Annotated in this window: 12 protein-coding genes and 1 pseudogene; 2 read left to right on the top strand and 11 right to left on the bottom strand. The window is 58.0% G+C overall.

Features of this window, described 5'->3' with window-relative positions; translation table 11 throughout:
• Window positions 1-363: 363 nt before the first annotated feature.
• The 3 genes from catA to QN399_RS19875 are packed head-to-tail and all read right to left on the bottom strand — an operon-like array spanning window position 364 to window position 2,800.
• A complete protein-coding gene (gene catA, locus QN399_RS19885) occupies window positions 364-1,293 on the bottom strand; it encodes a catechol 1,2-dioxygenase (protein WP_330201460.1) in 930 nt (309 codons plus the stop codon).
• A 54-nt stretch (window positions 1,294-1,347) separates the two neighbouring features.
• On the bottom strand, window positions 1,348-1,638 hold the full coding sequence (gene catC, locus QN399_RS19880; RefSeq protein ID WP_322177734.1) for a muconolactone Delta-isomerase: 291 nt from the start codon (window positions 1,636-1,638) through the stop codon (window positions 1,348-1,350).
• A 13-nt stretch (window positions 1,639-1,651) separates the two neighbouring features.
• Window positions 1,652-2,800, bottom strand: coding sequence for a muconate cycloisomerase family protein (locus tag QN399_RS19875; RefSeq protein ID WP_330201517.1), 1,149 nt, complete (start codon window positions 2,798-2,800; stop codon window positions 1,652-1,654).
• Between the two features lie 139 nt (window positions 2,801-2,939).
• Here QN399_RS19875 and QN399_RS19870 point away from each other — a divergent pair, with 139 nt between their 5' ends.
• Window positions 2,940-3,821 carry a LysR family transcriptional regulator gene (locus QN399_RS19870; RefSeq protein WP_330201459.1) on the top strand — a complete coding sequence of 294 codons (882 nt, stop codon included), beginning with the start codon at window positions 2,940-2,942 and terminating at the stop codon, window positions 3,819-3,821.
• Window positions 3,822-3,929: 108 nt separating this feature from the next.
• Here the strand turns inward: QN399_RS19870 and garD are convergent.
• The 8 genes and pseudogenes from garD to QN399_RS19830 form a co-directional block, all read right to left on the bottom strand.
• Window positions 3,930-5,482, bottom strand: a pseudogene (gene garD, locus QN399_RS19865) (galactarate dehydratase).
• Window positions 5,483-5,493: 11 nt separating this feature from the next.
• Window positions 5,494-6,867, bottom strand: a complete 1,374-nt coding sequence (locus QN399_RS19860; RefSeq protein ID WP_322278215.1) for an MFS transporter — start codon at window positions 6,865-6,867, stop codon at window positions 5,494-5,496.
• A gap of 105 nt (window positions 6,868-6,972) precedes the next feature.
• Window positions 6,973-8,418: an aldehyde dehydrogenase family protein gene (locus QN399_RS19855; protein WP_322278213.1), complete on the bottom strand. Its 1,446-nt coding sequence runs from the start codon at window positions 8,416-8,418 to the stop codon at window positions 6,973-6,975.
• 62 nt (window positions 8,419-8,480) lie between these two features.
• Window positions 8,481-9,392 (bottom strand): 5-dehydro-4-deoxyglucarate dehydratase, encoded by a 912-nt coding sequence (kdgD, locus tag QN399_RS19850; protein ID WP_330201458.1) that lies wholly within the window; start codon window positions 9,390-9,392, stop codon window positions 8,481-8,483.
• 228 nt (window positions 9,393-9,620) lie between these two features.
• Entirely contained in the window at window positions 9,621-10,370 is a 750-nt protein-coding gene (locus QN399_RS19845; RefSeq protein ID WP_330201457.1) for a FadR/GntR family transcriptional regulator, read from the bottom strand.
• Window positions 10,371-10,468: 98 nt separating this feature from the next.
• Window positions 10,469-12,205 carry an ABC transporter ATP-binding protein/permease gene (locus QN399_RS19840; protein WP_322278202.1) on the bottom strand — a complete coding sequence of 579 codons (1,737 nt, stop codon included), beginning with the start codon at window positions 12,203-12,205 and terminating at the stop codon, window positions 10,469-10,471.
• Between the two features lie 98 nt (window positions 12,206-12,303).
• On the bottom strand, window positions 12,304-12,864 hold the full coding sequence (locus QN399_RS19835; protein ID WP_322177726.1) for a response regulator transcription factor: 561 nt from the start codon (window positions 12,862-12,864) through the stop codon (window positions 12,304-12,306).
• Window positions 12,857-14,119, bottom strand: coding sequence for an ATP-binding protein (locus tag QN399_RS19830; protein ID WP_322278200.1), 1,263 nt, complete (start codon window positions 14,117-14,119; stop codon window positions 12,857-12,859). Before QN399_RS19830 ends, QN399_RS19835 begins: the two co-directional genes overlap by 8 nt.
• A 263-nt stretch (window positions 14,120-14,382) precedes the next feature.
• Here QN399_RS19830 and QN399_RS19825 point away from each other — a divergent pair, with 263 nt between their 5' ends.
• Window positions 14,383-15,096, top strand: a complete 714-nt coding sequence (locus QN399_RS19825) for an SIMPL domain-containing protein (RefSeq protein WP_322278198.1) — start codon at window positions 14,383-14,385, stop codon at window positions 15,094-15,096.
• Window positions 15,097-15,464: the final 368 nt, after the last annotated feature.

Genomic DNA, 15,464 nt, shown 5'->3' with positions numbered 1-15,464 from the left:
AATATCAACTTAATTAAAAATATCCTTGAAGAATGCGTGTAGCATTGACACCTTTCTGGGGGCACACCTTTCGTCTATAGTACTTTGATCTAATCAAATTAAGCCTTGACGCCTCCTCTAACCGATAGCTGCCTATCAAGAGCATTTATCAATGTAACGTTGCCCGAATAAAGTCATACCGTTTCCTCCGGTTCCGCACTTGGCCGCCTTGATAATCGACCCTGTGATACGGCAACTTTGCCAGCAAGCTATGCCTATTGCCATGAAGTATGTCATGTGCAATCCAATGCCTAAGTGCACATACCTGGCACCTACAAAAACAGGCGCCGAAGCACCTGTTTTTTTACAGTTTAAACCCGCCTGTCAACTTTCCAGCGCGCGCACCCGCTCCATTCGCCCCTGCTCTTGGGTCGTGTCGGAGGATTGCACGGTGAAGTCGAAGGCGATTTCGGCAAAGCGGCCTTCGACACCATGGGCTCGCGCGGCAGCCGGGTCTTCACTGAAGCGAATGTCGGCGATCAGCTCGTCACGTGTGGCGTAGGCGAAGTCGTCGTGCAGGTACTGCTCACCTGACAGGTTGATCTGGGTCGTCAGGTGGCGATGACCGGGGGCCGAGATGAAGAAGTGGATATGCGCCGGACGCTGCCCGTGGCGCCCCAATTGGTCGAGCAGCTTTTGCGTTGGACCGTCCGGTGGGCAGCCGTAACCCGACGGCACGATGCTGCGAAAACGATAGTTGCCTTGGGCATCGGTCTCGATACGGCGACGCAGGTTGAATTCCGATTGCGTGCCGTCGAAGTACGAGTACGTACCCCCGGTATTGGCATGCCAGACATCGACAATGGTGTTAGCGACTGGCTTGCCGTCCAGATCCTTGACCTGGCCTTTCATGAACAACACGGTACCGGCATCAGTGCCATCGTCCAGTCGCGCTTCGACTTTGCTCAGGGGAGCACCAGCCACATACAACGGACCTTCGATGGTGCGCGGCGTGCCACCTGACTTGCCGGCCTCTTCGTCTTGGGCGTCCATCACCAAGTCGAGGTAGTGCTCCAGGCCAAGACCTGCAACCAACAAGCCTGCTTCCTGGCGAGCACCGAGTTCATTCAGGTAGTTGACCGCTTTCCAGAATTCTTCCGGGGTCACACTCAGCTCTTCGATGATGTTTACCGTGTCTTTCAGGATGCGATGCACCAGCGTCTTGACCCTCGGATTACCCGCGTCATTGAGCTGACCACTGGCTTCCTTGAGGAACTGCTGGACGCCTTCGGTTTGAGCAATTTTTACAGTCATTATCAGAGCCTCAAATTTTGTATTTATTAGGAAGCACGCAAGCACGGGAGTCGGCTATCGGTCGTCTTCGCGAATGGATGAAGGGTGACGGCACAAGGCATTCACTTCGATGGCCATGTACGGATACAACGGCAATTGCATCAGCAGGTCGTGCAGCTCCTGAACGCTGTCGACGTCGAACACGCTGTAGTTGGCGTACAACCCGGCGATGCGCCAGATGTGTCGCCACTTGCCGGATTCCTGCAGACGCTGGGAGAGCGCTTTTTCTTCAGCCTTGAGCCGGACGACCTTTTCCGGGTCCTCGTCGAGGGGGATATTCACGGTCATTTTTACGTGGAACAACATGTTGATGGCCTCCTCAGGCAAGGCTGATAGCAGTGGACGTCTTGTCACGGCGGAAGAACGCCAAGCGCTCTTCATCCAGGCTCAAACCCAGGCCAGGCGTGCGTGGAACGTGCAGTTGGAAATCGCGATACACCAGCGGTTGGGTCAAAATATCTTCGGTCAGTAACAGTGGCCCGAACAGCTCGGTGTCCCAGGTCAGTTTGGCAAGGGTCAGGAACGCGTGAGCAGAAGCCAGCGTGCCGATGCCGCCCTCGAGCATGGTACCGCCATACAGACCGATACCTGCCGCTTCGGCGATTGCAGCTGTACGCAACACCGCACGTGGGCCGCCGTTCTTGGCGATTTTCAGGGCGAACACCGAGGCTGCGCCTTCGCGAGCCAGGTTGAAGGCATCTTCAACACATTCGATGGATTCATCGGCCATGATCGGTGCCGGGCTGCGCGCATTCAGGCGGGCCATGCCCGCACGGTTATTGCGCGAAATAGGTTGTTCGATCAGGTCGATGCCATTGTCGGCCAATACCTGACAAGCACGGATTGCCACGGCTTCATCCCACGCCTGATTGACGTCGACCCGCACACTGGCGCGGTCGCCCAAGGCGTGTTTGATCGCGATAACGTGGGCCAGATCCTTGTGTACTTCTCCGGCACCGATTTTCAATTTGAAGATCCGGTGGCGGCGGATATCGAGCATTTTTTCGGCTTCGGCAATGTCACGCACAGTGTCGCCACTGGCCAGGGTCCAGGCCACTTGCAACGCATCGCGGACCCGGCCACCGAGCAGTTCGCTGACGGGCATCCCCAAACGCTTGCCTTGCGCATCGAGCAGTGCACTTTCAATCCCGGATTTGGCGAAAGTGTTGCCCTTGGCGGCGCGATCAAGGCGCAGCATGGCGGCGTTGATATTGCCCGCATCCTGGCCCACCAGCAGGGGTGCCAAGTGGGTGTCGATGTTGGTTTTAATGCTTTCCGGACTTTCGTTGCCGTAGCTCAGGCCACCTATAGTGGTGGACTCGCCGACGCCTTCAACACCGTCGGAACAGCGCACCCGAATCACCACCAGTGTCTGATTCTGCATCGTGTGCATGGCCAGCTTGTGCGGGCGGATGGTCGGCAGGTCGACGATAATCGTCTCCAGCGACGTGATCACGGTAACGGTCATTTCAATACCCATCAGGTTCTTTTGTTTTCGAACTTGATATTGAGCCGACCTTTTTACCCTTTCCAATATAGAATTAGTCTCGTTCGATACTTTAAAGGTATGCAGAAGCCCTTCTCGCGGCGCTGCCCAAGGAGTCCCTATGGAGCTTCGTCATCTGCGTTACTTTCAGGTACTCGCCGAGACCCTGAACTTCACCCGTGCCGCAGAGCGGTTGCACATCGCCCAGCCACCGTTGAGCCGGCAAATCCAACAGCTCGAAGATGAACTCGGGGTTGTATTGCTGGAGCGCGGTCGCCCGTTGCGCCTGACCGAGGCCGGGCGTTATTTCTACGAACACTCTCATACCCTGCTCAATCAACTTGGCACCGTTTGCGACAACACTCGACGCATTGGCGCTGGCCAGAAGACCTGGATGGGCATCGGCTTCGCCCCTTCGACCCTGTATGGCGTGTTGCCAGAGTTGATTCGTCGACTGCGCAGCGATGAGCAGCTTGATCTGGAACTGGGGCTGTCGGAAATGACCACTCTGCAGCAAGTGCAGGCCTTGAAAGCCGGACGCATCGACATCGGTTTTGGTCGAATTCACATCGACGATCCGGCGATCCATCAACGCATCCTCACCGAAGACCGGCTTGTCGCCGTCCTCCCCGCAGGCCATCCGCTGCTCGCGGGGCCCGCTACACTCGCGCAACTGGCACGCGAGCCTTTTGTGCTGTATCCCGGCAACCCGCGACCCAGCTATGCTGACCACATCCTGGCGCTGTTCGCCGCTCATGGCCTGAGCATCAACGTCGCGCAGTGGACCAACGAAATGCAGACGGCGATTGGTCTGGTAGGCGCCGGCATCGGCATCACCCTGGTGCCCGCCTCAGTGCAATTGCTGCACCGGGTAGACATTGGCTACACCACCCTGCTCGAATCAAACGCCACCTCACCCATCATCCTCAGCCGACGCATGGGTGATGTAACCCCCAGCCTGACTCATTGTTTGAGTTTGATTGATGAGTTGTTGGTGAAGTGAGTCTGCCGCTGCCCCTGTGGGAAGTTCTATATCGCGAATAACCCCGCCCCACCAGGCCCCTGCACAGCCTCCGTGGGCGCATTTATTCGCGAAAGGGTTGATGCGATATCACGTAATCGGTGCAGGGTTGAACAAAGTGATGTCGTTGTGCAGCCGGAGCGCTTCGGCGCAGGTTTTTTTCTTGCCGCTGGCAACGTCCAGGTAGAAGTGGAACAACTCCCAACCCAGGTCTTCGATGCTCGCGCGCCCCGTGGCGATGCGCCCGGCATCAATGTCGATCAGGTCCGGCCAGCGCTGGGCCAGCTCGGTGCGAGTAGACACTTTCACCACCGGCGCCATGGCCAAACCATAGGGCGTGCCGCGTCCCGTGGTGAACACATGCAGGTTCATCCCTGCTGCCAGTTGCAACGTACCGCAGACGAAATCGCTGGCCGGTGTCGCACAGAAAATCAGTCCTTTGCGCTTGAACCGTTCGCCAGGGCCGAGCACGCCGTTGATTGCGCTGCTGCCGGACTTGACGATGGAGCCCAAGGACTTCTCGACGATGTTCGACAACCCGCCCTTCTTGTTGCCTGGCGTGGTATTGGCGCTGCGATCCGCTTCACCCTTAGCGAGGTAACGGTCGTACCAGTCCATTTCACGAACCAGTTCTTGCGCGACTTCTTTGGTTTCGGCCCTGGAAGTCAGCAGGTAAATGGCGTCGCGCACTTCCGTGACTTCGGAGAACATCACCGTCGCCCCGGCCCGCAGTAACAGATCCGAAGCAAAGCCCAGCGCCGGGTTGGCGGTGATACCACTGAACGCATCGCTGCCGCCGCACTGCATGCCCAGAATCAGTTCGGACGCCGGCACGGTTTCGCGACGACGCTGGTCGAGCTTTTTCAGACGGGCTTCAGCCATGTCCATGATCTCCTCGATCATTTCAACGAAGCCATGGCTGGAGTCCTGCAGGCGATACAGCCAGGGGTCATCGAGATCCACCGAACTGTCGTTTTCGTGCATCACCTGCCCCGGCTGCAATTTCTCGCAGCCCAGACTGATCACCAGCGCCTCCCCCCCAGGTTCGGGTTGCGCGCCAGATTGCGCACGGTGCGAATCGGGATATAAGCATCAGTCGCGGTGATCGCCACCCCGCAGCCATAGCTGTGAGTCAGCGCCACCACGTCATCGACGTTCGGGTACTTGGGCAGCAACTCATCACGGATACGTTTGACTGCGTGATCGAGCACCCCCGTCACGCACTGCACGGTGGTGGTGATGCCGAGGATATTGCGCGTACCGACGGTACCGTCGGCGTTGCGATAACCTTCAAACGTGAAGCCTTCCAGCGGCGCCTGTTTTTCAGGCACCTCGGTAGACAGTGGCAAGCTGTCCAGCGGTGGCGCGGTGGGCATGCGCAGTTGGTCTTCTCTCACCCAGCTACCACGCGGAATCGCTTGTAAGGCATAACCGATGGTTTGTCCGTAACGGATCACCGGTTGGCCTTCGGCGATGTCCACCAGATTGACCTTGTGGCTTTGCGGCACGTTATCGAGGGTCACCAGGCCGTTATCGAACCGTGTACCGGCCGGGACGCCTTGGTCATTGACCACAACCGCCACATTATCCAGTTCATGCAAGCGGATGTAGCGCGGCGAGTCGGCATGTTGAATCAGGTTCATCACGGTTTTCCTCAGGATTTTGCTTGAGAAAGTGTGCCGGCGTTGTCACCGGTCAAAGGCCCCTTGGCTGGCGGCTCGGTCAAGACGACACGCTTGATTGGCCCGACGATCACCAGGTAGCTGAACACCGCCACCAGCGCATTGGCGCCGACGAACACCAAAGCCCATTTGAATGAGCCGGTGGCGCTGATGATGTAGCCAATCACGATCGGGGTAGTGATTGAAGCGATGTTGCCGAACATATTGAACAGGCCACCGCTCAAACCGGCGATCTGTTTCGGCGAGGTGTCGGACACCACTGCCCAACCCAGCGCACCAACGCCTTTGCCGAAGAAGGCCAGCGCCATGAAGCCGACCACCATCCATTCGATATCAACGTAGTTACAGGCCACGATAGTGGTCGACAACAGCAGACCACCGATAATCGGCGCCTTGCGAGCAAAGGTCAGGGAGTGACCTTTACGCAACAGGTAGTCGGAAATGATCCCGCCCAGCACCCCACCGATAAAGCCGCAGATGGCAGGCAGCGAAGCAATAATGCCCGCCTTGAGGATAGTCATTCCACGCTCCTGAACCAGATACACCGGGAACCAGGTCAGGAAGAAGTAAGTGATGCCATTGATGCAGTATTGGCCCAGGTAAACGCCAAGCATCATGCGATTGGTCAACAGCTGACGCACGAAATCCCACTTCGGACCGCCGCTGGCGCCTTTGCCTTTGTCTTGATCCATGTCGACCATGCCGCCATTGTTAGCGATATGGTTGAACTCGGCTTCGTTGATCTTTGGGTGATTGCGCGGGCTGTGGATAACGTTCAGCCAGATCAGCGAGAACACGACACCGACGCCGCCCATGACCACGAATACATGCTGCCAGCCGTAGGTGTAGACGATCCATCCCATCAGCGGCGCGAACAACACGGTGGCGAAGTATTGCGCAGAGTTGAAGATGGCCGAGGCCGTGCCGCGTTCGGCGGTCGGGAACCAGGCGGCCACAATGCGGGCGTTGCCGGGGAAGGATGGCGCTTCAGCCAGCCCGACCAGGAAGCGCAGCATAAACAGCGCAACGATGGCGGTCGAGACCCCGAACTCACCGACATAACCTTGCAGCACGGTGAACAGCGACCACGTGAAGATACTCAAGGCATAGACTCTTTTCGAACCGAAACGGTCGAGCAGCCAGCCGCCAGGGATCTGACCAGCCACATAGGCCCAGCCGAACGCAGAGAAGATATAACCGAGGGTAACCGCGTCGATGCCGAGGTCTTTTTGCAGGCTGGAGCCCGCGATCGCGATGGTTGCACGGTCGGCATAGTTGATCGTGGTCACCAGAAAAAGCATGAGCAAAATCAAATAGCGGACGTGAGTCGGCTTGGCCTGTTGCATGTGCATGTACTCCCACTAATTATTTTTTTGTGCGGGTAAAACATTTTTATGTGTGGCTCATGTAGACGCTGCCGAAGGCTGCGGCAGCGTCTACAGATCGTCGACTTACGAACCGATGTAGCTGGTTTTTACGACGGTATAGAACTCTTGCGCATAGCGACCCTGCTCACGCGAACCGTAGGACGAACCCTTACGACCACCGAACGGCACGTGGTAATCAACACCGGCCGTTGGCAGGTTGATCATCACCATCCCGGCCTGAGAATGACGTTTGAAGTGGTTGGCGTACTTCAGCGACGTCGTCGCGATGCCCGCCGACAGACCGAACTCGGTGTCGTTGGCCATGGCCAGCGCTGCTTCGTAATCCGCGACGCGAACAATGTTCGCAACCGGACCAAAAACTTCTTCCTTGCTGATGCGCATCTCTGCGGTGCTGTCAGCGAACAGGGTCGGTGCCAGGAAGTAACCTTCGGTGTCGCAAGTGACCAACTCACCGCCGGTTACCAGACGTGCGCCTTCATCCTGCGCGATGGCGACGTAGCTCATGTCTTGATCAAGCTGGGCCTTGGATACAACTGGACCGATATCGATGCCTGACTTCAGCGCATGGCCAACCTTGATCGAACGCATGCGCTCGGCCATGGCTTCAACGAATTTGTCGTGAATGCCAGCCGTTACGATAAAGCGGCTGGAAGCGGTGCAACGTTGACCGGTGGAGTAGAACGCGCTCTGGACCGACAGCTCGACCGCTTGTTTGAGGTCAGCGTCATCGAGAATGACCTGCGGGTTCTTGCCACCCATTTCCAGCTGTACTTTGGCTTGACGCGCAATGCAATCGACCGCGATCTGGCGACCAACGCCGACCGAACCGGTGAAGCTGATGCCATCAACCTTGCGGCTTTTGACCATCACGTCACCGACCACACGCCCACTGCCCATCACCAGGTTAAACACACCCGCCGGGAAGCCTGCACGGGAGATGATTTCAGCCAGCGCCCAAGCACAACCCGGAACCAGGTCCGCAGGCTTGATCACCACACAGTTGCCGTAGGCCAGCGCTGGAGCGATTTTCCAGGCCGGAATGGCAATCGGGAAGTTCCACGGCGTGATCAGTCCGACCACACCCAGCGCTTCGCGAGTCACTTCAACGTTGACGCCCGGACGCACTGACGGGATGTAATCGCCAGAAATGCGTAGGCATTCACCGGCGAAAAATTTGAAGATGTTGCCCGCGCGGGTCACTTCGCCAATTGCTTCAGGCAAGGTTTTGCCTTCTTCACGGGCAAGCAAGGTGCCGAGCTCTTCGCGACGGGCGAGGATTTCGCTACCCACTTTGTCCAGCGAGTCGCTACGCGCCTGAATACCGGACGTCGACCACGCAGGGAATGCGCTGCGGGCTGCATCAATGGCGGCATTGACCTGCGCCACGTCGGCTTGGGCGTATTCACCGATCACATCCGACAGATCGGACGGGTTGATGTTGGAAGAGTAGGTCGCACCGGCAACCCACTCACCACCCATGTAGTTATCGAAACGCTTTGAATCAGACACGGACATTCTCCTGAAAAGGCAAAAAACCGCTGACGGATCAGCGGCCTTGATTCATACGACTTTTACTGCGCGCCCTGCTTGTCGATCAGCGCAGCCAGCATTTCGAACTCTTCAGGGGTCAGGTCGGTCAGTGGGGTCCGTACGGGACCTGCGTCGTAACCGGCGATTTTCGCGCCTGCCTTGACGATACTGACCGCGTAACCCGATTTGCGATTACGGATGTCCAGGTAAGGCAGGAAGAAGTCATCAATCAGCTTGCCGACGGTGGCGTGATCGTCACGGGCAATGGCGTGGTAGAAGTCCATCGCCATTTTCGGCAGGAAGTTGAACACCGCCGAGGAGTAGACCGGAACGCCCAGCGCCTTGTAAGCCGCGGCGTAGACTTCGGCGGTCGGCAAGCCACCCAGGTAGCTGAAACGATCACCCAGACGACGGCGGATCGACACCATCAGTTCGATGTCACCCAGACCGTCTTTGTAACCGATCAGGTTCGGGCAAGTCTCAGCCAGACGCTCCAGCAGCGGCGCAGTCAGGCGGCAGACGTTACGGTTGTAAACAATCACGCCGATATTGACCGATTTGCACACGGCTTCAACGTGCGCGGCAACCCCGTCCTGGCTGGCCTCGGTCAAGTAGTGCGGCAGCAACAGCAAGCCTTTGGCGCCCAGGCGCTCGGCTTCTTGAGCGTATTCGATGGCTTGACGGGTAGAGCCACCGACACCGGCCAGGATCGGCACACTGGTGGCGCAGGTGTCTACAGCCGTCTTGATCACTTCGGAGTATTCGCTGGCCGCCAGGGAGAAGAACTCACCGGTGCCGCCAGCGGCGAACAAGGCCGTGGCGCCGTAAGGGGCCAGCCACTCAAGACGCTTGATATAGCCCGCGCGATGGAAATCGCCCTGAGCATTGAAATCGGTGACCGGGAAGGACAACAGGCCGGAAGAGAGGATGGACTTCAGTTCTTGTGGACTCATTATTTGAACACCCTGGATAGCAAAATGTGGAGGAAGCACATCAGCTCCAAACCGATGTCGTACGTCATCGTACAACTTAAGATAAGATCACTCAACAGGAATGTGCGGGAATTTGGTTTGGGGGCGTGAGGGCCGATCAGCGGCCAGGGAAACTGCATCCGGTTGCGACGGTTGATCGTGTGAAGGCCGTTCCGGCCTTATCGCAGCCTTCGGCAGCTCCTACAGGAATTAAGCCTGCTGCTGTTCCGCCAGTTCATGGGCATGACGCAGGCGTTCACGGCTGTTGGTCAGGTGCAGGCGCATGGCCGCGCGGGCAGCGTCGGAGTCCTGGCGGGCGATGGCCTCGAAGATTTCTTCGTGCTCGCGGCTCAGGCGGTTCAAGTAGTGCTGTTGATCATCATGAGCCAGACGCGCCGAATTGATTCGGGTACGCGGAATGATGCTGGTACCCAGATGGGTCATGATGTCGACGAAGTAGCGGTTGCCGGTGGACAAGGCGATCTGCAAGTGGAACTGAAAGTCTGACGCCACCGCATCACCGGCCTGGGACGCACTTTCAATCAGGGCATCCAGCGCAGCACGCATGGCGGCCAGTTGCTCGGGGGTGCGACGTTGCGCGGCCAATCCTGCGGATTCCACCTCAAGGCTGATGCGCAACTCAAGAATCGCCAGCACATCACGCAAGGTGACAATGGTCGCCGGATCGATTCGAAAGCCGCTCGGGCTCGGCGTATCCAGCACGAAAGTGCCGATGCCATGCCGGGTTTCCACCAGCCCGGACGCCTGCAAACGCGAGATCGCCTCGCGCACCACTGTCCGGCTGACGCCCTGCTCTTGCATGATCGCCGACTCGGTCGGCAACTTGTCTCCGCGCTTCAATTGGCCGTCGCGAATCCGTTCAGACAGTTCAGTGACCAATTCCTGAGCGAGGCTGCGGTGCTTTCTGCGAACGCGGGGCGCAGGACTCTGATTATCCATGTCGAACATTTGTCCCAAGGCGATAAAAAACACATGATAGCTCAACCGAGTTGTACGACAACACTCGTAACAACTCGGCCGGTTTCAGATTATTGGTTTCAAACAACCAATTCAGGATGAGATTGCTCGCGCAGTTGCCCACCGTCAATCCGCAGATGCCGTCGATGGAAGCGTTTGAGACTGCTGCGATGGCCGATACTAAGCAAGGTCACGTCCGGTAACTCGTCGATCAGCGCCTGGTACAGAACCGCCTCGTCTTCCTCGTCCATGGCTGAAGTCGCTTCATCCAGGTACAGCCAGCTGGGTGCATAGAGCAACGCCCGGGAGAAGGCCACACGCTGTTGCTCGCCTGGGGACAACATGCGCTGCCAGTGATCGCTTTCATCCAGACGCGGTACCAGGTGCATCAAACGGCAGATTTCAAGCACCTGAGCAAAGCGCTCGACGGGATACGCTTCGGGTGCCTGTGGATAACTTAAGGCTTCGCGCAGTGTGCCGATTGGCAAATAAGGCCTTTGCGGCAAAAACAGATAACGCTCGGCGGGCAGCTTCACGTTGCCCTGCCCATCGCTCCACAACCCGCCCAACGCTCGCAGCAAGGTACTTTTGCCGCTGCCGGAACGACCGCTGAGCATGACCCGGTCACCGCGAACGATGTTCAGGTTGGCGCCAGCCAGCAGCTCACGACCATCCGCCAGGTTCAGCGCCAGATTGTCAAAATGCAGGCCATCACCGTCTCGGTCCAAATTGATGGTTGAGGTGCGCGCTTCATTGTCCGCCATGCCCTGCCGGAAGCTCAGCAACCGGTCACACGTGGCGCGCCACGAGGCGAGCGTGGTGTACGCATCAATGAACCAGCTGAAGTTTTCTTGCACGTTGCCGAATGCAGAGTTGATCTGCATCAGACCGCCCAGCTCGATCGCGCCGGAGAAATAACGCGGTGACGCCACGACGAAAGCAAATACGGTGGCAATCTGCGAATAACCCGCGGTGAAGAAGGTCAGGCGTTTGGAGACCTTCATGACGTTCCAGTAGTTGCTCCAGATCATGCCGAAGCGTGCGCTCAAGCGCTTGTTTTCATTAGGCTCACCGTTGGAGAACGCGATGCTTTCAGCATTTTCGCGAACCCGCACCAGGGCGAAACGCAAATCGGCTTCGTAGCGCTCTTGCTGGTTGCTCAGCTTGATCAGACGCTGCCCAATTTTGTGGGTCAGCCAGCTGCCCACTACCGCATACAGAAACGCGGCCCAAAACATGTAGCCGGGAATCGTGATGCCGAAGAGGTCGATACTGCCCGACACACCCCACAGAATGATCGAGAACGATACCAGACTGACCACCGTCCGGATCAAACCCAGTGCCAGACTCAGGGTGCTGGTGGTGAAACTGTTGAGGTCTTCGGACAGCCGTTGGTCAGGGTTATCGGTGTAGCCGTGTTGCTCCAACTGGTAGTAGTTCTTGTGGCTGAGCCATTTGGTAAAGTGCTGTTCGGTCAGCCAGCGACGCCAGCGGATGGTCAGCATCTGCGTCAGATAGAGACGGTATACCGCCCCCAGAATCGCCACCGTGGCGATGCCACAGAAATACAGAATCAGGTGGGTAAACGCTGCCAGGTCTTTCTCTTGCAGCGCGTTATAAAAGTCTTTGTACCAGCTGTTGATCATCACCGAGATCGCCACGCTGAACAGCGAAAGCGCGATCACGGAGACCAGCAGTAGCCAGGCCATACCCTTTTCTTCACTGCGCCAGTACGGCGTTATCAGCTTCCAGACGCGGCGAAAGAACTCTCCGCGTACGGCGTCATTGACCGCAGAATACTCGGCGTTGCGATTCATTATTCAGGCTCGATTGGGATAGAGAACTCGCGTCGGGCCGATCATAGATGATCGGCTTGCTGCTTCGCGAAGTCCTGAGGCATTCGTTCAGTCCCCGTTCAGCGCCGAACCGGCCGCTTCTGCAATTTACGCTGCAAGGTCCTGCGATGCATGCCCAGCGCCCGCGCCGTCGCGGAAATATTGCCTTCGTGCTCAGTGAGCACACGTTGAATGTGCTCCCACTGCAGGCGATCCACCGACATCGGGTTGTCTGGCACCAGCGTATCCAGATCAGCGTGCTCGGACAGCAAGGCCGCCAGCACATCATCAGCGTCGGCCGGCTTGCACAGGTAGTTGCAGGCGCCACGCTTGATTGCTTCGACAGCAGTGGCGATGCTCGAATAACCGGTGAGGATCACCACGCGCATTTCCGGGTCGATTTCCAGCAGCTTGGGCAGCAGAACCAAACCGGAGTCGCCATTCATTTTCAGGTCGAGCGCAGCGTATTCAGGCACGTCATTCAAGGCCAGGGCCAGCCCCTCTTCTGCCGAACCTGCGGTGCTGACGCGGAAACCACGGCGGCTCATAGCCCGCGCCATCACGCGGGTGAAGGTGGCGTCATCGTCTACCAGCAATAAATGCGGCAGCTCTTCGCCTTCCACTTGGATCTCGTCACTCATGTTTGTCTCCTCGGGCGCCACGGGGCAGGCGAAGCTCAGTGAGCGTCCCGCCTTCCTCATGACTGTAGAGTTTTACCGAGCCACCTGCGCGGGTCACGCTGGCCTTGCTCAAAAATAGGCCGAGGCCGAAGCCTTTGCCTTTGGTGGTAAAAAACGGTTTGCCAATTTGTTCGGCGATTGCCGGCGGCACACCCGCCCCATGGTCACGAATACTGATGCAGATTTCTTCGGCGTCCCAGCCCAGATGTACTTCCAGCCCTTCCGGGCAGGCATCGGCGGCGTTGTTCAGCAGATTGAGCAATGCCTGGGTCAAGTCCGGCGGCGGCGCCAGGCTTGGCACTGTGCCTTGGCCCAGGCGCTGGAAGCGATAGCTGGCTTCGGGGCGCATCAGGTGCCAGCGGTTCAGGGCTTGGTCCAGCCAATCGGTGACGTCTTGTTCATCGATCACCAATCGCCGGTTAGCCTCAGCCGCGCGCACCAGCTGTTGCAGGGTTTGCTTGCACTGTTGGACCTGCTCTTGCAGCACGCCGAGGTCTTCCTGTAACAGCGGATCGCTATGGTCCTGGCGCATTTCCTTGATCAGCACGCTCATGGTCGCCAAGGGTGTACCCAATTCGTGGGCCGCGCCAGCTGCCTGGGTCGCGACCGCCAACAATTGTTGATCATGCAGGCCCTCCTCCCGACGCTCTGCACGCAGCTGCTCCTGGCGCCGCAGCTCCTCGGCCATCTTCGCCGCGAAGAAAGTAATGACCGCCGCCGCCAGAGCAAAGCTCAGCCACATGCCATAGATCTGCATGTTTTCGCGGGCGATGGGAAAGGTGCCCATCGGATAGAACTGCACCAGCAACAGCGTGTAGCTGACCAGCGCCAGGCCCGAGAGCGTCAGTGAATACAGCCACGGCAGGGTCACCGCAGCAATGGTCAACGGCACCAGATAATAAGAGACAAACGGGTTGGTCGAACCGCCGGAGAAATACAGCAGCACACTGTGGATCAGCATGTCGAGCGCCAGCTGTACGGCGTATTCCAGCTCGGTAACCGGCCACGACGTGCGCAGGCGAATGGCCGTCATCACGCACAGCACCATGGAGACCCCGAGGGTGACAGCCAAGGGCAGCCACGGCAAAGGCAGCAAGTCGAACAAATAGGCAATACCCACCGAACCCGCTTGCGCGGCCAGTACCAAAGTACGGATAACGGTCAGGCGCCACAGGTTCTGGCGGGTAGCTGAAAGCAGTTGAACGGGGGCGAGCATGAGCTCTCCTGATGAGCGCTGCAGGCGAATCGCAGCGAGTATAACCAAGCAAAGGTGAAAACAGCGAAAACTGCGTCAAAGCGCCACATACGCTGAAAAGACGCAAACGCCTCTATACAAAAGGCCGCGTGGGAGCGGACTCATTCACGAATGAATTCTCCCACAGGGAAACGGCTGCCGGAACCTGAATGGTTCGTCTACAGTCTTATAGTTTTCCGTCTGACGGTTACCTGTCGCAGCCGGTTCGTTAACAAGGAGTTTTTATGTTCAGCCTTCGCCCCACTGCCGCCCTCTTCGCCCTTGGCGCCACAACGCTTGCCAGTCTGCCTGCGTTGGCTGAAGAGGTTCGTTACAACCAGGTTTCTGTACGTGCCGAAGTCAGCCAGGAAGTCCAACGCGACTTGATGATGGTCACGCTGTACAGCGAAGCGCAGGACACGGATCCGGCCAAACTGGCTGCACAAATCACCGAAACCATGAACAAAGCCCTCGGCCAGGCGCGCCAGGTCAAAGACATCACGATTCGTCAGGGCAGCCGCAACAGCTACCCGATCTATGATGACAAAGGCCAGAAAATCACCGGCTGGCGCGAACGCTCCGAATTGCGCCTCGAGAGCGCGGACTTTGCCGCACTCTCCAAACTGACCGGCGAACTGTTGGAAGATTTGAAAATGGGCGGCATGGACTTCGCCATCTCCCCTCCCACGCGCAAAGCCAGCGAAGACACCCTGCTCAAGGACGCCGTCGCCGCTTTCAAAAACCGTGCTCAGCTGGTGACCGATGCCTTGGGTGGCAAGGGTTACAAACTGGTCAACCTGAACCTCAATACGTCGGGTTATCCGCAGCCATACCAGCGCGCCCCCGTCATGATGATGAAAGCCGCCCGCGCAGAGTCCGCCCCCACCCCGGAAGTCGAAGCCGGTACCAGCCAGGTCAGTGTCAACGCCGATGGCGTGATCGAAGTGTTGATGCAGTGATGCAAAGCTGACACTCGGTCGGTCGCAAAAAGCCCTGCCCTTGAACCGGCGGAGCTTTTTGCGCCGGAAAAATCCTACCGGTCGCCGCGCTTGCCGCCGACATCCCCGAAGTTAAAATCCCGCCATAGTCGCCGCTTTCGATAAACGCGAAGAACTGTGCGCATGAGTTCGACCACGGCAAAAAAGCCACAACTTGCTTTACTGGGTGATTTCCTCTGGCAGCGTGCCGGGGGCCAGCCATGACCGATTTCATGACCCCTCGCGGTCATCTGGCCAATCTGGTCGCCCAAGCCAAAAGCGCCACGCCCTTCGGCGAAGTCGGGGTTTGCCCACTCATGCAAACAACCATTCACCTGCTGCCGGTACGT

It is taken from the genome of Pseudomonas sp. 10C3 (genome assembly GCF_036346185.1).
GTDB lineage: Bacteria > Pseudomonadota > Gammaproteobacteria > Pseudomonadales > Pseudomonadaceae > Aquipseudomonas.
This window is presented reverse-complemented; position numbering and strand designations above follow the sequence as displayed.